Source organism: Hyphomicrobium sp., from assembly GCF_036262015.1.
Taxonomy (GTDB): Bacteria; Pseudomonadota; Alphaproteobacteria; order Rhizobiales; family Hyphomicrobiaceae; genus Hyphomicrobium_C.
The window spans coordinates 572,752-590,949 of sequence record NZ_DATAJR010000004.1 but is presented as its reverse complement, the minus strand read 5'-3'; the positions used below and the strand labels follow the sequence as shown (position 1 = coordinate 590,949).

15 protein-coding genes are annotated in these 18,198 nt (G+C 62.7%); 7 read left to right on the top strand and 8 right to left on the bottom strand.

The features are described from left to right. Window positions 1-30: 30 nt before the first annotated feature. The 3 genes from VHO05_RS03720 to VHO05_RS03710 all read left to right on the top strand — a co-directional run bounded on the left by VHO05_RS03720 (window position 31) and on the right by VHO05_RS03710 (window position 2,840). Window positions 31-1,038, top strand: a complete 1,008-nt coding sequence (locus VHO05_RS03720) for an NAD(P)-dependent alcohol dehydrogenase (protein ID WP_329645267.1) — start codon at window positions 31-33, stop codon at window positions 1,036-1,038. Window positions 1,039-1,044: 6 nt separating this feature from the next. Beyond that, window positions 1,045-1,743 carry a DUF599 domain-containing protein gene (locus tag VHO05_RS03715; protein WP_329645266.1) on the top strand — a complete coding sequence of 233 codons (699 nt, stop codon included), beginning with the start codon at window positions 1,045-1,047 and terminating at the stop codon, window positions 1,741-1,743. Between the two features lie 335 nt (window positions 1,744-2,078). Next, window positions 2,079-2,840, top strand: coding sequence for an outer membrane protein (locus VHO05_RS03710; protein WP_329645265.1), 762 nt, complete (start codon window positions 2,079-2,081; stop codon window positions 2,838-2,840). 83 nt (window positions 2,841-2,923) lie between these two features. On the opposite strand, the gene clpA is transcribed toward VHO05_RS03710, so the two are convergent. The 3 genes from clpA to VHO05_RS03695 form a co-directional block, all read right to left on the bottom strand. Next, the gene (gene clpA / locus VHO05_RS03705) at window positions 2,924-5,386 is read right to left on the bottom strand and encodes an ATP-dependent Clp protease ATP-binding subunit ClpA (protein WP_329645264.1); all 2,463 of its coding nucleotides are present in this window, start codon (window positions 5,384-5,386) and stop codon (window positions 2,924-2,926) included. 7 nt (window positions 5,387-5,393) lie between these two features. Further along, window positions 5,394-5,732 (bottom strand): ATP-dependent Clp protease adapter ClpS, encoded by a 339-nt coding sequence (gene clpS, locus VHO05_RS03700; RefSeq protein ID WP_329645263.1) that lies wholly within the window; start codon window positions 5,730-5,732, stop codon window positions 5,394-5,396. A 284-nt stretch (window positions 5,733-6,016) separates the two neighbouring features. After that, window positions 6,017-6,346: a phasin family protein gene (locus VHO05_RS03695; RefSeq protein ID WP_329645262.1), complete on the bottom strand. Its 330-nt coding sequence runs from the start codon at window positions 6,344-6,346 to the stop codon at window positions 6,017-6,019. Between the two features lie 323 nt (window positions 6,347-6,669). On the opposite strand from VHO05_RS03695, the gene VHO05_RS03690 reads away from it, so the two are divergent. Both VHO05_RS03690 and VHO05_RS03685 read left to right on the top strand, forming a co-directional pair. Beyond that, the gene (locus VHO05_RS03690; protein WP_329645261.1) at window positions 6,670-8,415 is read left to right on the top strand and encodes a serine hydrolase; all 1,746 of its coding nucleotides are present in this window, start codon (window positions 6,670-6,672) and stop codon (window positions 8,413-8,415) included. A 33-nt stretch (window positions 8,416-8,448) separates the two neighbouring features. Continuing rightward, window positions 8,449-8,823: a hypothetical protein gene (locus VHO05_RS03685; protein ID WP_329645260.1), complete on the top strand. Its 375-nt coding sequence runs from the start codon at window positions 8,449-8,451 to the stop codon at window positions 8,821-8,823. On the opposite strand, the gene VHO05_RS03680 is transcribed toward VHO05_RS03685, so the two are convergent. After that, the gene (locus VHO05_RS03680) at window positions 8,810-9,511 is read right to left on the bottom strand and encodes a DnaJ domain-containing protein (RefSeq protein ID WP_329645259.1); all 702 of its coding nucleotides are present in this window, start codon (window positions 9,509-9,511) and stop codon (window positions 8,810-8,812) included. The two genes, VHO05_RS03685 and VHO05_RS03680, sit on opposite strands and share 14 nt — an antisense overlap. Before the next feature lie 135 nt (window positions 9,512-9,646). After that, window positions 9,647-10,408: a VWA domain-containing protein gene (locus tag VHO05_RS03675; RefSeq protein WP_329645258.1), complete on the bottom strand. Its 762-nt coding sequence runs from the start codon at window positions 10,406-10,408 to the stop codon at window positions 9,647-9,649. Between the two features lie 255 nt (window positions 10,409-10,663). On the opposite strand from VHO05_RS03675, the gene VHO05_RS03670 reads away from it, so the two are divergent. Then, window positions 10,664-11,590, top strand: coding sequence for a S41 family peptidase (locus VHO05_RS03670; protein WP_329645257.1), 927 nt, complete (start codon window positions 10,664-10,666; stop codon window positions 11,588-11,590). A gap of 103 nt (window positions 11,591-11,693) precedes the next feature. On the opposite strand, the gene putA is transcribed toward VHO05_RS03670, so the two are convergent. Beyond that, on the bottom strand, window positions 11,694-14,897 hold the full coding sequence (putA, locus tag VHO05_RS03665) for a bifunctional proline dehydrogenase/L-glutamate gamma-semialdehyde dehydrogenase PutA (protein ID WP_329645256.1): 3,204 nt from the start codon (window positions 14,895-14,897) through the stop codon (window positions 11,694-11,696). A gap of 419 nt (window positions 14,898-15,316) precedes the next feature. On the opposite strand from putA, the gene VHO05_RS03660 reads away from it, so the two are divergent. After that, a complete protein-coding gene (locus VHO05_RS03660; protein ID WP_329645255.1) occupies window positions 15,317-16,444 on the top strand; it encodes an NAD(P)/FAD-dependent oxidoreductase in 1,128 nt (375 codons plus the stop codon). A gap of 58 nt (window positions 16,445-16,502) precedes the next feature. Here VHO05_RS03660 and VHO05_RS03655 read toward each other — a convergent pair whose 3' ends face one another. Next, entirely contained in the window at window positions 16,503-16,937 is a 435-nt protein-coding gene (locus VHO05_RS03655) for a hypothetical protein (RefSeq protein WP_329645254.1), read from the bottom strand. Between the two features lie 122 nt (window positions 16,938-17,059). After that, entirely contained in the window at window positions 17,060-18,193 is a 1,134-nt protein-coding gene (locus VHO05_RS03650; RefSeq protein WP_329645253.1) for an amino acid ABC transporter permease, read from the bottom strand. Between the last annotated feature and the right edge of the window lie 5 nt (window positions 18,194-18,198).

The window sequence follows — 18,198 nt, the reverse complement described above, 5'->3', positions numbered from 1 at the left end:
GATCCATTCGCAAAAGCAGAGCTCCCAACAATGAAAGCCATCAAACTCTCGCGGCCGCCAGGCCTCGCCACTCTGCAGGTCGCCGAGACCGACGATCCCGGCGCACCCGGCCCAGGCCAGATCCGCGTGCGGTTGTATGCGAACTCGCTCAACTATCACGACTACGCCGTAGCCATCGGCGCCATTCCGACCGCAAACGGACGTATCCCGTTGTCGGACGGCGCCGGTGTCGTCGAAGCCGTGGGTGACGGCGTGACCGAGTTTGCCGCGGGCGATCACGTGGTCTCGTGCTTCTTTCCCTATTGGCAGGACGGCACGGAGCCGCACGGCAACTTCAGCCATGTGCCGGGCGACGGCATCGACGGGTACGCGCGGGAGGCGGTCGTCACGCCGGCGCATTGGTTCACCCACGCGCCCAAGGGCTGGAGCCACACGGAGGCGGCGACGCTGCCGTGCGCGGCGCTCACGGCATGGCGTTCGCTCGTCGTGGATGGCTGCCTGAAGGCGGGCGACAGCGTGCTGATCCTCGGCACCGGCGGCGTCGCGATCTTCGCGCTGCAAATGGCAAAGGCGATGGGCGCGACGGCCATTGTTACCTCGTCGTCGGATGCAAAGCTCGAGCGGGCGCGCGCGATGGGCGCCGACTTCACCGTCAATTACAAGACTGATCCCGAGTGGGGCCGAACCGTTCGCACCTGGACAGGCAAGCGCGGCGTCGATCACGTGCTCGAGATCGGCGGGCCCGGCACGCTGGCACAGTCGATCGTCGCGTCGCGCATCGGCGGACACATTTCGATGATCGGCATTCTGACCGGTATCAAGGGCGAGGTACCCACCCTCGCGTTGATGGCGAAGCAGATCAAGCTGCAGGGCATCATCGTCGGCAGCCGGGCGCATCAGCTCGACATGATCCGCGGCCTCGAAGCGACGGGCATCCGCCCGGTGATCGACAAGACGTTCCCGCTCGTGGACCTCGCCGACGCGTTCCGCTACGAGGAGGCGGCTCAGCACTTCGGCAAGATCTGCGTGGAGACGTAGCAGCAGATGAGGGTCCCTCCCCTGCCGATCAACGACGTGGTCGCGCTCGCGTGCTTCCTGATTTGCTGGCTCGGCTACGGTGCCATTGCGAAGTGGCAGAGCACGCGGCGGCCGAGCCTGATCTCCACCGTTAACATCTTCCGGGCGCGCTGGATGCGGCGCATCTGCCAGCGCGAGTCGCATATCGCCGATGCCACGCTGCTCGGAAATCTGTTGAGGGGCGCTTTGTTCTTTGCGTCCACGACCGTGTTCATTCTCGGCGGGCTCATTGCGCTCCTGGGACCGACCATGGGGGATGTCATTTCCCGGCTGCCCTACTCGACGCCGGCCGAGCCTTGGCTGCTGGAGGTGAAGGCGCTCACTCTGATCGCCGTATTCGTCTACGCGTTCTTCAAATTCACGTGGTCGGCGTGGCAGTACAATGTGGTGTCCATCATCGTCGGCGCGTCGCCGAGGGCGGCCGACACCGACGCGACGGAGGTGGCGCACTATGTCGAGAGCGCCGCGCATATCGCCGGTCTGGCGGGCGATAGCTACAACAAGGGCATTCGGGCTTACTATTTCGCCATCCCGCTGCTGGCGTGGTTCGTCGACCCGCTGATGTTCCTGGGCGTGACGCTGGTGGTGACCTTGGTGCTCTACCGGCGCGAGTTCTCCTCGCCCATGCTCGACAGCTTGAGGCGTGTCGCGCCCGACGGCCTTTGAACCGAAACGCCGCGAACTGTTTCGCGGCGTTTCTCGTTGACGCAAGAGGGCCGCGACGGCGCCCCCCATCTCCGCAGAGGTTTGGGCGCGCATCTGCGTTGACTTTTGACAATCAGAAGAGCCTCGCCGTGCGTTCCCCGAACGCGCGGCGTTTGTATGTCTTTGCGGACAAAGCCATTCCCGCGACTTTCGCGCGCGCCGCACGCAAACCGTCCGTGTTTTAGTTGCAACAGTGTTGGACATATCGCCAGTCGTCCGACGGGGAACGAATGGCGGAGCGGTTAGTAAATTGTTAATTGTCTGTGGACGGCTTGTTGTGCGTATTGGGGGTAAGTATGCGTAAGTTATTTATTATATTGACTATTTTCTGTTCGGCAACGGTGTCCGGCGTTGCTTCTGCCCAGAATTGGTCCGGTCTCTACGTTGGCGTCCACGGTGGCTACGCCACGGGCGACTGGGATGTAGACTTGTCCAAGACAACCGGAGCGCTGATTTATAGCGACCCTTTCGTTCCGGATCAGAGAAGCCTCAGCGATGACGGCGGCTGGCTCGGCGGCTTTCAGGTTGGTGGCAACTATCAGACTGGCAATCTCGTAATTGGCATCGAAGCCGATGCTTCTTGGACGAATGCGGAAGCCAGCGGCCAGTTCGAAACGACCACCGCCGGTCCGTGTGCGCCGAATTCCTGTACACAGTGGAACATCGATTCCGAGCTCGAGGTGTTCGGCACCGTTCGCGGGCGGCTCGGGTTCGTCGCCGGCAACGCGCTCCTCTACGGAACAGCGGGCCTCGCTTGGGGTGTTACGGACTCCCGCGAAGCGTCGCAACACAATGGCCCCACCTTCCCAGACGCGGGCGGCAGGACATCCGGGGACACCAACCACATCGGCTGGACGGCGGGTGTCGGCGCGGAGTGGAAATTTGATCCCAACTGGTCCCTCAAGGGCGAATATCTGTACGTCGATCTCGGCAAGGAGAACTACAGCCTCACCGGTACGGTCTCTCCGACGTCCTCGACACCTTGGGAAGAGCACTATGCACAGAAGCTTGAGCTTCACACTTTCAGGGTGGGTTTGAACTACGCACTTAACAACTGACCAAGTTCGACTGCATCAAAACAGAACGCCGCGAAGCTTGCTTCGCGGCGTTCTCATTTTTCGGTTCAGAAGCGGCCTAAAGCCTACTCTTCCTTCTTGCGTGGCACACTCGGAACAGCACTCGAGGAGCGTGTCGACTTCTCCTTCTTGTCCTTCGGGCCCGGGAGAGCCTTGCGGGGCGCTGTTGCCTCGACAAGAGCAGCCTCAGCCCCCTCGACATCATCGTCCTCGTCGTCCTCATCCTTCGCTCGCGGCTTCTTGGACGGATCGCCGGGAATGATCTCGAGGGTAAGCGCGCTGTCCTCGCCTTTGCCCTGGACCAGCACCTTGACGGTGCCGCCATGCTCTAGCTTGCCGAACAGCAGCTCATCCGCGAGCGGCTTCTTGATGTGCTCCTGGATGACGCGCGCCAGCGGCCGGGCGCCGAACTTCTCGTCGTAGCCCTTCTCGCCGATCCACTTCTGTGCACCTTCCGAAAGCTCGATGGTGACGCCGCGGTCTGCGAGCTGGGCCTCGAGCTGGAAGATGAACTTCTCGACGACCTTGGCAATGACCTCCGGCGGCAGGCCCGAGAAGGCGATGACCGCGTCGAGACGGTTGCGGAACTCCGGCGTGAACAGACGGTTCACGGCCTCGGTATCCTCGCCTTCCCGCTTCTCGCGGTTGAAGCCCATCGGCGGACGCGCCATGTCGCTCGCACCCGCGTTGGTCGTCATGATCAGGATGACGTTGCGGAAGTCGACTTGCTTGCCGTTGTGATCGGTGAGCTTGCCGTGGTCCATCACCTGCAGAAGGATGTTGAACAGATCCGGATGCGCTTTCTCGATCTCGTCGAGGAGCAGCACGCAATGCGGATGCTGGTCGATACCGTCCGTCAGGAGGCCGCCCTGGTCGAAGCCGACATAGCCCGGAGGCGCGCCGATGAGGCGCGAGACTGTGTGCTTCTCCATGTACTCGGACATGTCGAAGCGCAGCAGCTCGACACCCATGAGAGCAGCCAACTGCTTGGCAACCTCGGTCTTGCCGACGCCGGTCGGACCTGAGAACAGGTAGCAGCCGATCGGCTTCTCCGGCTCGCGGAGGCCCGCGCGCGCGAGCTTGATCGCGGCGGAGAGCGCCTCGATGGCCTTGTTCTGACCGAACACAAGCCGCTTCAGGTCCTTATCGAGGTTACCGAGAACCTCGGCGTCGGACTTGGTCACCGTCTTCGGCGGGATGCGCGCCATCGTGGCGACGGTCGCCTCGACCTCCTTCACGGTGATCTTCTTCTTGCGCTTGCCTTCCGGCACTAGCATCTGCGACGCGCCCGTTTCGTCGATCACGTCGATCGCCTTGTCGGGCAGCTTGCGGTCATGGATGTACTTCGCGGACAGCTCCACAGCGGCCTTGATGGCCTCGCCCGTGTACTTGAGCTTGTGGAACTCCTCGAAGTAGGGCTTGAGGCCCTTGAGGATCGCGATCGAGTCCTCGACCGTCGGCTCCTTGACGTCGATCTTCTGGAAGCGACGGACGAGTGCGCGGTCCTTCTCGAAGTGCTGACGATATTCCTTGTAGGTCGTCGAGCCGATGCAGCGCACCGTTCCCGACTGAAGCGCGGGCTTCAGCAGGTTGGACGCGTCCATCGCGCCGCCGGACGTGGCGCCGGCGCCGATCACGGTGTGAATCTCGTCGATGAAGAGGATCGCGCCGGGATAGTTCTCGATCTCCTTCATAACGGCCTTGAGGCGCTCCTCAAAGTCACCGCGATAGCGCGTACCGGCGAGCAGCGCGCCCATGTCGAGCGCGAAGATCGTGGCGTGCTTCAGCACTTCGGGAACCTCGCCGCGCAGGATCTTGCGCGCAAGGCCTTCGGCAATGGCGGTCTTGCCGACGCCGGGATCGCCGACGAAGAGCGGGTTGTTCTTCTGGCGGCGGCAGAGCACCTGGATGGTGCGCAGCACTTCCTGCTCGCGCCCGATCAACGGATCGATGCGGCCATCGCGCGCCTTCTTGTTGAGGTTCACGCAGTAGGTATTGAGCGCGTCCTGGCCAGGTTTCTTCTCCTCGCCTGCCTCGCTCGCCTGCTCGTCGTCCACGCCGCGCACTCCCTTGGGCTCCGACATGCCCGCTCGTTTGGCAATGCCGTGGCTGATGTACTGGACTGCATCGAAGCGCGTCATCTCCTGCTCCTGCAGGAAAAACGCGGCATGGCTCTCGCGCTCGGCGAAAATCGCGACAAGCACGTTGGCGCCCGTCACTTCTTCACGGCCCGAAGACTGCACGTGGACAACTGCGCGATGAATGACACGCTGAAAGCCGGTGGTCGGCTGAGCTTCGGCCGTGCCTTTGTGAACGAGATTCCCGAGCTCGGTATCGAGATACTCTCCGACACGCGCGCGGAGCTGGTCGAGATCCACATTGCAAGCGCGCATGACGGCGGCCGCGTCACGGTCGTCGATCAGCGCTGCGAGCAGATGCTCGAGCGTCGCAAATTCATGATTGCGCTCGTTCGCAAATTCGAGCGCACGGTGAAGTGAAGATTCAAGGCTCTTCGAGAAGGATGGCACGTCTGACCTACTCTTTCTCCATGGTGCATTGTAGAGGATGGCCATGCTGCCGCGAGAAGTCCATAACCTGCGTCACCTTTGTTTCTGCGACCTCATAGGTGAACACTCCGCAGATGCCGACTCCCTTGTGGTGTACGTGCAGCATGATGCGCGTGGCTTCCTCGCGCCCCTTGCTGAAATATTTCTCCAGCACGAGCACAACGAATTCCATCGGCGTGTAGTCGTCGTTGAGAAGCAGCACTTTGTAGAGTGACGGCTTCTTAGTCTTCGGGCGTGTCTTGGTAACGAGGCCCGTCTTGCCTTCCTCGCCCCCGCGGTCGTTTCCGCCGCCGTTTTTGCCCGCCATTCTCAGTCCCAGTGTCATCTTACCCGTCGTAGATCGAACTGACGCCGTCGCGAGGAAAGCGCCCTTGGTGTCCCTGCCATGTTTACGCAGCTAGCTTGCGCCAGCAATGCCCTTTGCAAACCTGGGCTGCGACCCATGGCGACAAGTGAACAAACCAATCGGGCGAAATGAAAGTGGGATCTCCCGCCAGATAAAAAAGGCCCGGGCGAGCGCCCGGGCCAAATCTCTGTCAAAGCTGAGCGTCTTTCCCCGTCACAGAGCAATGCTCAGCGCTCATGGCGCGACTACCTGCCGTTCTGGAAAGCCTTTTCGACCGGCTTGTAAGCGTCCTTAGCCAGGTTCGAGTACATGCCGCCGATCTTGGTCAGCTGATGGACGTAGTCGTCGTAGGCGCGCTTTGCGAAGCTGGCCTGGATTTCAAAGGCCTGGTCGATCGACTTGGCGGAAGCGAGCTTTTCGAAGGTCGAGGTGCCGTCTTCGAATGCGCGCTTCGAGTAGTCGGTCATTTCAGCCGCGATCGCCTGCCAACCTTTGTTCCAATCACCGAACAATTTCAACACAGTATCGACGTTGGTCTGGCCGAATTTCTGGAAGTCCTGGAAGCCGTTGATCATGGGATGCCTGCCTGCTGCTAGCGGTTGGAGAAGACCCTACTATCGGCACGGGATGCCTAGGCCTTTAGTTCTAGGCGCAGCGCACCATTTTTTCAAGTGTTATGCTGCATCGCAGCAATGCGACCCAGACTGGTGACCGATCTGTTAACTCAATGGCAGGACGCGTCGGCTAGCGTATCGGTCGCTTTCCCCTTTCGGGTGGCCCCAAAGTGGCCCAGATGAATAGGCATGGAGAGCCGGTTCGGGTTATGGTTGACGGTCTGCGCAAGGGTGGGCCGAACTTCGCTTTTTCGGCTATGCGCGCATACGCTACAGGGGGTCCATTGGCCACTGCCTTCTCGCGATCGATGCTGCTCCTGCTCGCGCTCTGTGCAGCGATGCTGGCGCCGCGGGAAGCCGCGAGCGCGGAGGTCAAGCAATCCGCTATGGTCATCGACGCGAACACCGGCAAGGTGTTGCACGCGCAATTTGCAGACGAACCCCGGTTTCCCGCGTCGCTCACGAAAATGATGACGCTCTACATGCTCTTCGGCGAGATCGAGGCTGGGCGTCTCTCCTACGACAGCATGATCAAGATCAGCGCCAGAGCCAACGGCATGGCGCCTTCGAAGCTGGGTCTCGACGTTGGCGAGGAAATTTCGGTGCTCGACGCCATCAAGGCGCTGGTCACCAAATCGGCCAATGACGTCGCAGTCGCGATCGCCGAGCATATCGGAGGAAGCGAATATCAGTTCGCCAGCCTGATGACGGAACGTGCGCGGCAGATCGGCATGACGTCGACCACGTTCCGCAATGCATCCGGGCTGCCGAACCCGAACCAGAAGTCCACCGCGCGCGACATGTGCACCCTGGCGCTCAGGCTCCAGGACGACTTCCCCAAGCACTATCGCCTGTTCGCCATGAACTCATTTACGTTCCGTGGAAAAACCTACAAGACGCACAACACGCTGATGCTGGGCTTTCCCGGCATGGACGGCATCAAGACCGGATACACGCGGGCTTCCGGCTTCAATCTGGTTTCGTCCGTCCGTACGGAGAACAAGCATCTCGTAGCGGCCGTCTTCGGCGGCAAAACCGCCAGATCGCGCAATGCCCATATGCGTATGCTGCTCTTCCGTGCGCTCGAAAACGCATCCACGCAAAAAACACGCAAGCCGGCGCAACAGCTGATCGCGCTGCCGAAACCCGCGGCGCGTCCACCGAGCGCTCCCGCGCCGACCGAAGTCGCCTGGGCGACGGAAACGAAGCAAGCGCCTGCGCCCGCAAAGCCGGTCAAAACCGTCACCGTCAAGACGACCCCGGTCAAAACTGCGCCGCCCCAGGCTCCGGCGCCCGTGCCGGCCCCGGCTCCGACACCCGCCGTTCGCCCCACGCACGATCCGATTTCTCAGGTTCTCGCGCAGGGTAACACTCAAACTGACGCGCCTCTGGTCGTCGCTGATGCTACGCCCGCCGCGCCTTCGGCACACCCTCCCCGCCTTGACCTGCAGGCCCTCAGAGCCGCGATGTCTGAAGGCGATCCCGAACCCGGCGCCGCACAGACCCGCTCTCTCCAGGCGTCTGCCGCCGCAGGCCCGCAGGACATCGCAGCGCTCATCAGAAATTCGATCGTCGACGGGGCTCCTCAAGGCGCCGTTCGTCAGCCGTCAACGCTCGACTCGCAAGCGAGCGCCCTGATGACGGCCTCCACGTCCCAGGGGGAGACGCGGATCAGCGATGCGAGCGACACGGCCCAGCCTTCGGCGCCCAAGTCCGACGTTCCGCCGTCCTATCTCAAGGGACCGGTTCCGTCAGGAAAACCGTTTTCTGCTGCTCCGCTGGGCCAAGGTTATGAGATCCAGATCGGCGCATATGGCTCGGTTCAGGAGGCCCAGTCCAAGCTTGAGCTCGTCCGCGGCCGTGCTGTCGGCCTGCTCGAGGGCCATAGCAGCGTGACACTGCCCGTCCAGCGCGAGAACCGGCAGATCTTCCGCGCGCGCTTCGTGCACTTCAACGAACAGGGCGCCTCGAACACCTGCCTCGAGCTGCGCCGTCTCGCCATCGACTGTTTCGTCATGAAGGCCGAGTAGACCTTCCCAACAATTCGCGTTGTGGACCGACCCATGCTGCAGGACTGGCTTTCGACCGGCGGGATCGCGCTCGATTTCCTCGGCTTCATCCTGCTGTTGCGCGAATGGTGGCTCGCCTTCTTCCATGAGTCCGCTGTCATCGAATACGAAAAGCAGCGCGCTTGGCAACAATCGCTCCGCCATCAGCAGCGCACGCACGCCTCCGATCACTTGCGCGCCCATCTCGACGTTTCGTCCCGGATCCAGGACGAAATGGCCGACAGGAGCGCCCGCGACCGGCATCTCGCGACGCTGAAGTCGCGCAAGCGCATGTTCATGCTGGCGACGGTTCTGATCGTGACCGGATCCCTGCTGCAGCTCGCGGGGGCGCTACCGGAGAGCATCTTTTCGCTCGTCAGCGCTGGTTGAGCAGCACGTCCTTGGCTTCATTCACCTGAGCGGCGAGATAGGTCGAGCCTCCCCGATCGGGGTGCAGCTTGAGCATCAGGTCGCGGTGCGCGCGTCGGATTTCCTCATCACTCGCGCCCGGCGATAGTCCCAGGATCTCATAGGCCTCATCCGGCTGCATGCGGCCGTCGTGGTCGCGCATTTCGCGCTCGCCGCGCGAGACGTCCTCGCGCCAGCTCGGATGAATGCGATCGAGGTACGCTTCGAGGAGTTGCGCCGACTGCGGATCGACGAAGCGGCAGTCATGCCAGAGTAGCGCCACTTCAGCAGGCTTCAAGCTGTCGAGGTTGCGGCCCGCAAACATGCCTTTCAGCACGCGGCCCGACATCGCGCCACTGTCGTGGTCGAGCTCCATCGCGAGATGCTCGGTAGTGACCGTCGACGTCTGGCCGGACGATTTGGGGGACGATCCACCCCAGCCCGCAGGCGCTCTGCCGCTCCATCCCAAGAGCCAGGACCCCAGCATGCCGAGCAGCGCGGCTGGACCAGCCATCCCGCGCACGAGGAAGATCGCGGATGCGCCCAGCGCGAGTGCGCCGCCTGCGAGCCGCATCTGCCGCGCCATTGCCGCGGGGTTTGCGCGTGTGAACCCGCTGATTGCGAACAACGCCAGCACGAGGGCGGCAAGGCCGAGGAGGAAGAATTGCATCAGCGCGTCACTCTCGGCAGATCCATATCCAGCACATGGGATCGGCGGTTCAAGCCTTCCGAATCCTGCGTAGCACACCGAAGTGCACTATACTCATTGCGTTTCCTGGCGGAAAACCCGCTTGTCGCGCGGCATCTATCGCATTTGCCCCAAGAGGCGGCGCGCCCCTTCGCCGCCTGGCTTCGCAAGCAGCGCCTCAAGGGCCTTCTGGCCGCCCGCCGCATAGACCGCCACCGCCTTCAGTAACGCGCGGAGCTCGGCCGCCGACCCCGGACCGAACCGACAGTGCGCCCCCTTCGTGAGGCGCGCGATTTCCCGGAAGGCTCGCGTCGCATTGGCATCGTCGCCCTCCTGGAACAAGAACGCCGGAACACCCAGCAAGGCCAGCTCACCAGCGCGGCCCGCCAGATCGTCGATCGGCTCCTCGACGGCATCGCCGACATAGACGAGCGCGCTGATTTTCGCCTTCTCGGACTCGCGACGTGCCTGGGTCAGAACCTTGCCGATCTGCGTATAGCCTCCTTGGCATGCGACCTGTCGCATCAGGGCGGCGAGCGCGTCCGCGTTCGTTACCCAGCGGGAGGCCCGGGCCTCACCAGCACCGCGGAAGTACATGAGTTGCACTTCCAGCGTGCCGATCTCCTTCACGGCCTGAAACATCTCGGACTGGAGCGCCAGCGCCATATCCCAGGTGGGCGCCCGGCTCATGGTGGCATCCATGGCGAACAGCAGCCGGCCGCGCGACGTGCCGGTGGAAGGTGCCAACGCTTTCACTTTCGCGAGGAAGTCCGACACCTCCGCACTGGACGTTTCCGCACGGGCTGCCTCGCGTCCGGTTTGCTTGTCGGAGGCGGCATCTCCCTGCACGATGTCGGACGGCTTGGTTTCGCGCGCCATACAGGCTCCCTGCCAGAGATCTCTTGGACCCTAACATGGCGAGCCTTCGTCGCTGGGACAATCGGCATTCCGAGCTGTCGTCACTCCAGGGCAGGCGATAACGCGAACCGCTAATTCCCTTCGGCGACAGGTTTGTCTAGAAATCATCGTGCTGAGATCCGTGCCCCGAAGGAGAATTATGTGCCGTACTGTCAATCTTTGCTTCGGTTCACCTTCATTGCGATGACTGCGGCCCTTGTTGCTGGGCCATCGGCGGTGGCAGCAGACACGCCTTCCGGCACTGCGCAAAACGCCCCCCTAACACAAGCGACTGTCGACAACGTTATCAATGCGGTCGTCGTCGAGTTGCGCGATGGATATGTGTTCCCCGACAAGGGAACGCGGGCTGCCGATGCCCTGGAAGGGGGATTGGCGGAGGGAACCTACGCCAGTGTAAAGGACCCGGTTCAGTTCGCGCAGATGGTTACGGACCAGCTTCGAGCAGTCACCAATGACAACCATATGCGTTTGATCTTCGGCTCGCCTTTCGCCGATCAGCCGCCGCCGGCCATGCCGCAGGACGCAGGTTTCGAGGTGAAAAGGCTTGAGAAGGATATCGGATATCTTCGTCTGGCGAGGTTCGTACCACCAGACGAGTTCAATCCAGCAGCCGACAAAGCGATGCGCAGCCTTGCCGATACCAGGGGGCTGATTGTCGACATGCGCGGAAACGGCGGCGGACATCCTGCATCTGTTGCCTATCTCGCTAGCTTCTTTTTCGACCCGAAACAGCCCGTCCAGATGAGCAGTCTGGTCTGGAGAAACCGCGGGACGACAACCTTTCGGACCGAGACATTTCAGACATCGCCGACCTCGGTTCGTTATGCCGATAAGCCGCTTTACATACTTGTCGACGCAAGAACATATTCTGCCGCCGAAGCCTTTGCTTATGACCTACAAGCGCTGAAGCGTGCGACGATTGTCGGGACGAAGACGCGCGGGGGAGCCAATGCAGGCGGGCTGAAGGATCTTGGCTCTAACCTGTTTGTCGTCGTTCCTGTAGGCCGAGCGGAGAACCCAATTACTCGCAGCAATTGGGATGGTATCGGCGTTCTCCCCGATGTCCCGGCCGCGACAGAAGTCGCAGAAGCCACAGCCATCGCTCTGGCAGATAGCCGATCGACACACTCGCTACGAGACTAGGCTCACCGAAAGAATACGTTCATAGCTGCTTGTCGGTCGGCGACCAGCGAGCAGCCGACCGAAATGCGCGCTGCGCTTCGGCGAAAGTCGCGGGCGAAACAGCTTAGTCCGTTCCGGAGGCGCCGTCTGTCAGGAGCCCGACGTTGCCGCCGGTGGCGGTGATGTCGGTCGTGCGTACCCGCTCGGTCGCGAAGCGCACGAGGTAGTTCGGACCGCCCGCCTTGGGGCCGGTGCCGGACAGCCCCTCGCCGCCAAAGGGCTGAACGCCAGGCACGGCGCCGATCTGGTTGCGGTTCACGTACAGGTTTCCGACGCGCGCGTGCTCGGCCACATAGTCGGCCACGTAGCCGATGCGGCTGTGCACTCCGAGCGTCAGGCCGTAGCCCGAGGCATTCACAGCTTCGATCACTTTCGGCAAGTGCCCGCCTGCGAAGCGCACGACGTGCAGGATCGGTCCGAACACCTCACGCTCGAGCATGCTCATGCGGTCAATCTCGTAGCAGGCGGGTGTGACGTAGGTGCCCGCGCGGCAGTCCGTCGGAAGCCGGAGATCGATCAGCTCGCGCGCGTCACGCTGCATTCGAATCTTGTGCGCTTCGAGCGTGTCCTGGGCGGCCTCGTCGATTACTGGGCCGATATCGGTCGCGTAGTCGAAAGGATCGCCGACATCGAGCGCTTCGATGGCGCCGGTCAACATGCGGATGGTGCGCGTCGCGATCTCTTCCTGGACGAAGAGCACGCGAAGGGCCGAGCAGCGCTGGCCCGCGCTGTCGAACGCGGACCGCACAGCATCGCGCACGACCTGCTCGGGCAGCGCGCTACTATCGGCGATCATCGCGTTCAGGCCACCGGTTTCGGCGATGAAGGGCACCATGTCGGACTTGCGCTCGGCGAGCGTCTTCTGGATGGACCAGGCTGCTTCGTTGCCGCCTGTGAACGCAATGCCCTTGACCTTGGGCGACTTGACGAGGGCCGCACCGACCGCGCCCGTGCCCGTCAGCAAATGCAGCACATCCTTCGGCACACCGGCTTCATGCAGAATGCGGATCGCGAGCATGGCGGAGACGGGGGTCTGCTCGGCCGGCTTGGCGAGCACCGGATTGCCCGCCGCAAGAGCCGCTGCGATCTGGCCGACGAAGATCGCGAGCGGGAAATTCCACGGCGCGATGCAGGCGAACGGCCCGCGCCCGCGCAGATCCAACGTGTTAGCCTCGCCGGTCGGTCCCTTGAGCGTGACAGGTGCACTCATCAGGCGGCGCGCCTCGACGGCGTAATAGCGCAGCAGATCCGCCGTCTCGCGCACTTCGGCGAGCGCGGCGGGCAGCGTCTTGCCCGCTTCGCGCACCAGCACAGCCATCAGCCGCGCGCGATCGCGTTCGAACATGTCGGCCGCAAGATCGAGAATGCGGGCCCGCGCCGGACCACCGAGCTTGTCCCAGCCATGAGCCGCCCGCTCGGCGCTCGCAATGGCGGCATCAACCTCGCGCGGTGTCGCAATTCGGACGGAACCGAGCCGTTCGCGCCGATCGTGCGGACACGTAAGAAGCGCGGCTTGCGGCCCACCGACAGTTTCCACACCGTCGACGATGGGGCCTGCATCGAACGGACGTCCGAGTGCGGCATCCATATCGGCGATCAACACCTGGCGCGCCGTGCGGTCTGTCAGGGCCACGCCGAACGAGTTCTTGCGCTCGGGCCAGAAAATGTCGCGCGGGCGCGGCATGAGCTTTGCGCTGCCCGGCTCGGCGCGCTCGCGCTCGGCTGTCTCTACAGGATCGCGGATGATCTGGCCGATCGGCGCCTCTTCGTCGGCGAGGCGGTTGACGAACGATGTGTTGGCACCGTTTTCGAGGAGGCGGCGCACGAGATACGAGAGAAGATCCTCGTGTTCACCTACCGGCGCGTAGATGCGGCAGGGATGGCGCATCTTGCCGGGTGCCGAGACCTCTTCGTAAAGCGCCTCGCCCATGCCGTGCAGACGCTGGAACTCGAACGCCGTTTGGCCCGCCGCGACGAGCGCAGAGGCGACCGTGTGGGCATTGTGGGTTGCGAACTGCGGATAGAACGCCTTCGAGTCCGAGAGCAGCAGGCGCATGCACGCGAGATACGAGACGTCGGTGTGCAGCTTGCGAGTCAAAACCGGATAATCCGCGAGGCCACGCTCCTGCGCCCATTTGACCTCGCTGTCCCAGTAGGCACCTTTGACAAGGCGCACCGGGATACGCTTGCCGTGCTGCTCGGACAGGCGGCGGAGCCAACGGATGGTCGGGATCGCACGCTTGCCGTAGGCCTGCACGGCAAGTCCGAGCCCGGTCCAGCGATCGAGCGCGGGCTCGGCGTAGGCGCGGGCGAAAAAGTCGAGCATGATCTCGTGGCGATCCTGCTCTTCCGCATCGATGGTCACAGCGAGGCCGCGCGATTCTGCGCTTTTCAGCAACTCAAGCACGCGCGGATAGAGTTCCGCGGCGAGACGCTCCTCCTTGCCGGGCTCGTAACGGGGATGCAGCGCGGAGAGCTTGATCGAAATGCTGGGGCGAGCAAGCAACGCGTCCGGATGCGAAAGCGGGTTGGGACCTGCCGCATTGCCGACGGCATCAATGGCCGCCATGTAGCGTTCGTAGTAGCGCTCGGCGTCCTTATCAGTTTTGGCTGCCTCGCCGAGCATGTCATAGGAGAAGCGGAAGCCGCGCGCCTCATAGGGCGCCGAACGGGCAATCGCTTCGCGGATCGAACGGCCGAGGACAAATTGGTCGCCGAGCAGCTTGACCGCCTGCCGCACAGCCTGACGAATGAACGGCTCGCCCGAACGAGCCGCGAGGCGCTTCAACGCCTCCCACGGATTGGCGCCGCGCGCTTCCTTGAGCTTTACAATGCGGCCGGTGAGCATCAGCGCCCAGGTCGAGGCGTTGACGAGCGTGCTGTCGGAATGGCCGCGATGGCGCTCCCACTGTCCGCCCGCGATCTTCTCGGCGATGAAGCGATCGGCCGTTTCGGAATCCGGAATACGCAGCAGGGCCTCGGCGAGGCACATCAGAATGATGCCTTCCTCGCTCGACAGGCCGTATTCGCGCATGAAGGCATCGACACCGCCATGGTTGGCGGCATCCGCACGGGCGGCTTCGACAAGCGAACGGGCGATTTCGGACGCGCGGCGGCGTTCATCCTCGGTGAAGACGGCGCGCTCCACCAATCCCCCGACCAGTCGTGTCTCATCCGAAAACAGGTGAGCGGCGATCTCGTCACGCGGCGGACCCTCAGCCTCGCCGCCGGAGTCAACGGCGAACTCGGATTTTCTCAGCGCGACCATGGAGTCCCCTCTTCTCAGCGAGAGCACACCTGATTCTCCGGGCCTTTGCACTCCGGAGCCCAGGGCCTGCTGTTGGAATCGCGCCACAGGCGGCTCTCGGGGCGTCTCTAGACATGGGCCTTCTGCTGCCGGTGTACAACGTCGGCTCGCATCCGATCGGTCGCTGCAGCGCGGCCGGAAATGCTGTGCAGTGCGGTGGCTTGTGCACGGAGTTGATGAGGGTGATCTAGGAGGGCGGAGTAGGTTATGTGAGTCTCAAACCGGTTGTTCTTTTTTTGTTCAGTCGTACCCGAAAAACCGCATCAGCCTGTTGATAACTTGTGGAATTCTTCTCGCAACCATCTGATTTTACGGTGTGTTCTCCTTCATGTTGCCCCATGAGAACACCTGTGGATTTCTCGCGTGGATGACGTGGCATTATGGCGACGACTGACGTCGAAAGCGTTGTGATTGGAGCGGGCGTCGTCGGCCTCGGGATCGCGCGCGCGCTCGCTGCTGCAGGGCACGATGTGCTTGTGCTCGAACGACATGACGGGATCGGCCAGGAGACCAGCAGCCGGTCCAGCGAAGTGATTCACGCCGGTCTCTACTACCCCCGCGGGAGCCTCAAGGCGAAGCTGTGCGTCGCGGGCCGCGACTTGCTTTACGCCTTCGCCGCCGAGAACGGCGTGCCCCACAGACGCGTCGGCAAACTCGTCGTTGCGACCGACCCGAGCGAACTGGATCGCCTCGATGCGCTCGCCCGCACCGCGCTCGACAATGGCGTTTCAGATCTCACGCGTCTCACGGCGGCCGAGGTCCGGGCGCTCGAACCAGAGATCGCCAGTGTCGGCGCCCTGCTCTCACCCTCGACAGGTGTTATCGACAGCCATGCTCTGATGGTAGCGCTCGAGGGGCACCTGAGCGCGGCCGGTGGAAGTATCGTCCTCAATACCGCGGTCGATGGGATCCTAGCCGGCGACGTGTTTCGATTGATCACCACCAGTGATGGACAACGGTCGGAGCTTTCGGCGCGCAATCTCGTCATTGCGGCGGGGCTCGGCGCGTCGCGGCTAGGCCGGATGGTTGCGCGCGAACGGTATGAACCGCCGCAGGTGTACGCCTCGCGGGGGCACTACTTCACTCTCGATGGGCGCGCGCCGTTTCACCACCTCGTCTATCCGCTGCCGCAGCCGGGCTTCCTCGGCGTGCACCTCACGCTCGATGTCGCGGGCCAAGCCCGGTTCGGACCGGATCTCGAATGGAGCGACGCGCCGAACGAGCGGGCGGATTACACGTTCGACGATGGCGGCGGGGCGCGATTGGCCTGCTTCGAAGCCGACATTCGCCGCTATTGGCCGGACTTACCCGAAGGACGGCTGTCGCCCGGCTACGTCGGCGTCCGGCCCAAGATCTACCGGCGCGGCGATGCTGTGCCCGACTTTGCGATCCACGATACGCGCGTTCACGGCGTCCCTCGGCTCGTTGCGCTCTATGGCATCGAGAGCCCCGGGCTCACGTCGTCGCTGGCGATCGGCGACTACGTGGCGGAGATGCTTGCGAAGTAGCCAAATAAAAAAGGGTGGCCGCGAAGCCACCCTTTCGAAGTTCTGCGCTCGAACGCGACTAGGGCGCGGGCGTCGGAGCCGGCGCGGGAACGGTCACGGTCGGAACCTCGATGCCTTCCTTCTTGGCAACGTAGGTGAGGCCACCGAAGATCGCGGCGAACACAATCGCCGTGACGAGCGCGTTCACGAAGCGGTTCGAGAACGACAGCACGTTGCCGATCAGGTCGATGACGAACACAACAGCCGATGCGATCAGCACGGGTTCGAGCCATGAGTAGTCCGGCGGCAGGAACTGCACTGGGCTTACCGGCGCCTGAGCCTTCGAGAGGAACGTGAGAACACCGAAGATCACAGCAAAGACAATTGCCGTGACGAGCGCATTCACGAAGCGGTTCGAGAAAGACAGAACGTTGCCGATCAGTCCTACGACAAAGACCACACCGGCAGCGATGAGAACTGGCTCAAGCCAGTTATATTCGGCTGGTAAAAACATTGTATTCCCCCAATTTCGCGCCACCGGATTCTGTTTTTGATGGCGTTTCATCCTTATACCAGCGGGGTTGGCTTGTCATGCCGCAATGTCGGGAAAGCCTAGCATCCACTGTCGTGCGGACGTCATGAACGCGCGCGATTCTGAAGCTTCGACTCGAGCGCGGCGGAGTAGCGCGACATCGCAAAGCAAAAGATCCAAAATATTATTCCTGCGAAGAAATATCCTGTAGCCGCAGTTTGTGGTGAGACCCATTTCGCATCCGCTTGAACGGACTGCTCGACAATGCCGAGCAGATCGAAAAGGCCAATGATGAGTACAAGGCTCGTGTCCTTGAATAAGGAAATGAACGAGTTCACGAGACCGGGAATCACCAATCGAATGGCCTGCGGAAGTACGACCAAGCCCATCTTCCGCCAATAGCCCAATCCCAATGCGTCGGCCGCTTCATACTGACCGCGTGGAATCGCCTGCAGACCACCGCGGATCACCTCGGCGAGATAAGCGGCAGAGAAAAGCGCCACGCCGACAAGTGCGCGCAGAAGCTTATCGATGGTCACGTCCGGCGGCAGAAACAGCGGCAGCATAACGGAGGCCATGAACAGCACTGTGACAAGCGGCACGCCCCGAACGAGCTCGATGTAGCCGACCGCCACCCAACGCACGATGGGCAGCTCCGAACGGCGGGCCAGCGCCAGCAGAATGCCGAGCGGGAACGATGCCGCGATGCCGACGCTCGCGATGACGAGCGTGAGCATGAGGCCGCCCCAAAGATCCGTGCCGACGACAGGAAGCCCGAGCGGGCCGCCGCGCAGAAGGATGAAGGCGAGCACAGGAAACACCAGCAGCATGTAGAGCGAGAGGGCGAGCTTTCGCGGTACCCGCGGCGTCATAAGCGGCACGAGCCCCGCAAGGGCCAATACGTAGGTGAGGTTGACGCGCCAAATCTCTCCCTCCGGGTATCGGCCATAGAGAAACACGCCCATCTTGTGCGTGATGAACGGCCAGCAGGCGCCGACGCCGGGGGCGCGGCAGGCCGTGCCGTCCTGCCCATGAAAGACAGCGCCGAAGAGGGCCCAATCGGCAAATGCGAAGGCTACCTTCGCCAAGAGCCAAAGCAGAACGAGCGACAGGATCGCCTGTCCCGGCGAGGCGAACAGTGCGTCTCGGATCGTGCGCAGCGCAGGCGGGAGGTCGCGGCCTCCGGACTCCTGCGGGCCGCCCCACCGCCATGCCGAGAGAATGCGGGATACGTTCATCACCC